This window comes from Moorena sp. SIO4E2 (assembly GCF_010671945.1).
GTDB lineage: Bacteria > Cyanobacteriota > Cyanobacteriia > Cyanobacteriales > Coleofasciculaceae > Moorena > Moorena producens.
Map to the genome: position 1 here is coordinate 1 of NZ_JAAHIE010000937.1, position 2,175 is coordinate 2,175.

Genomic DNA, 2,175 nt, shown 5'->3' on the forward strand with positions numbered 1-2,175 from the left:
AGTTACGGTCGATGTCCCCTATTAAGGGGAGCACCTCCGCTTCAGAACCGTACGTGCGACTTTCATCGCATACGGCTCCTAGATATCCTCTCCTTTCGGAGTGCTCCAGTGTATCTGTTGGTGGCAGCTCTGGTGGACTGCTAATAGGTTCTTTTTCTTCCAATTGTCGTGGTTTCCATCAATGTGGTGGAGATGTACAGTTTGGTCTTCTTTGAACCTCAATCCACAGTGTCCACAGGAATGGTTTTGCTTTTTCAAGGCATCTGAAGTAGCTCCGGAGTATAGTTGTGAATTGCGATTACTCCAGTAGACCAGGTCTCCGTCATATGGTGACTTGGTTCCCTTAACATTAACGTGCTGGTTTTGTTTATACCCTACCTTCGGGAATGCTTTATTGCATAGTTTAGTAGCTCTATACCGACTTACTTTTTTTTCCTTTCGGAACTTTCGGTGGGCAGTTTTACTAATAAACCATAATGTATCCCGAGAGTTGCTCATATCGCAACTGCTGTGGTAGTTTCTCCAACCTCGTACTATCGGGGCTAACTTCTTAGCTTTTAATTCAGCACCATAGTTCGAGCTATTGATTATGGCTTTTACTTTGTCACGGAGTTTAGCGAAGTTTTCCGCTGAGGGAATGCTTCGGAATTTTCCGTTTTGCTGGACGCGGAATTTCCACCCCAGAAAGTCAAATCCATCTGTCGTTTTGGTGAGCTTAGTCTTTTCTTCATTGATTTCCATCCCACGCTCTGCTAAGAAGTTTTTGATTTTATTCATTATCTTCTCAGCATTATCTTTTGGCTTTAGGATTATTACCATATCGTCCGCATAACGCAGACTAGTGTGTATTTCTTCTATTCCGTTAAGTGCTATATTTGCTAGCAAAGGGCTGACTACACCTCCCTGTGGGGTGCCTTGCTCCGGGAATCCTGGATTTATTCCAGCTTTAAGACAGCGGAATATTCCCAATTTGATAGATGCTGGAGCTATGAGTCTCTTCATAATTGAGGAGTGTGATATACGGTCGAAGCACTTTTTAATGTCTAATTCGATGACCCTTTTTGTGATTCCGTTACAGTCTGATTTTAGGTGCAGTTGTAGGCGTTTTTGTACGTCTTGGGCACATCGTCCTGTGCGGAATCCGTAACTGTTTGCACTGAAGGTGGCTTCATGAGCTGGTTCCAGTGCATATTTAATCAGACATTGCCAGGCTCTATCGGCGAGGGTTGGTATTTTCAACATCCTTACTTTTCCGTTCTTTTTAGGGATTGGAATTTCACGAAGTCGATTATGCTTCCAGTCTGAGGCATGATCGTTCAATGTTTCTACCAATTCAGCACGCTGTCTGTAGTTGAGGCTTAACTGGCCATCAACTCCAGCCGTTTTCTTCCCTTTGTTTAGCTGTGACACTTGACGGACGGCCAAAAGTTGCGCTGATCGGGATTTCAGTATCAGTTTCTGTAGAGACCTGGCTTTCTTCAAATCTCCGGATCGAACTGCTTTGTATACTCGCTTTTGTAGGCGGAACAAGTTTTGTTGGTGTTTCTTCCAACTCTGACTTTTCCATAGGTCACTAGATCTATTTGACATGTGTCTACCCATACTCTCTTAGAGTTTGTATATTCTGAATACCCGCAGCCAGTTTTTCGACTGCATCCTACCCGGCAATAGGGATTAAGCGAGGCATTGCTTACTAGGGTTACGACCGTTCCCTAGACCTAGTATTGTTGCCGTTTTTACTCGTTCCATTCGTTAGATTGTTGTGACGATTTAGGGCTGTCCATTTTGCCTATCCTTTTCTCGGAGATTACAACTGTCGGGCTAAAAACGTTGTGAGAATTAAAGGATAAAGTCTCGCATATACTAGTCAGATTGCGGCTTTGCTATCAGACACTTTTTCAGGACATTCGCTACTGTTACCCATGTCGTCTTCCCTTTAGCGGCAGTGTGGCACATCTGATTTACCTCTGATTCCGCCCTGGTGCCAGCTTCACTCTGCAAGATGCCGCTTGCTCGGTGTGGCCAAGATAGGGTGTCACATATCTCCTCATGGGGTCGGGTTTTCACCGCCATCCGAACGAATAGTTATGAATTCGGGGTTTTCCCCGCGAATCCCCTGAGTCATACCCCTTTCGTTACGAAAGGCTCCCACTCAGAACGAGCCGCACTAGCCCT

At 45.0% G+C, this 2,175-nt stretch carries 1 protein-coding gene; it reads right to left on the minus strand.

Translation table 11 applies throughout. From position 1 onward, the window contains the following. Positions 1-78: 78 nt before the first annotated feature. Positions 79-1,602 carry a reverse transcriptase domain-containing protein gene (locus tag F6K37_RS39180; protein WP_502887817.1) on the minus strand — a complete coding sequence of 508 codons (1,524 nt, stop codon included), beginning with the start codon at positions 1,600-1,602 and terminating at the stop codon, positions 79-81. Positions 1,603-2,175: the final 573 nt, after the last annotated feature.

Excerpts from the sequence above, each read along its gene's own strand:
- F6K37_RS39180 (WP_502887817.1), bottom strand. The coding sequence starts at position 1,602 with ATGGGTAGACACATGTCAAATAGATCTAGTGACCTATGGAAAAGTCAG.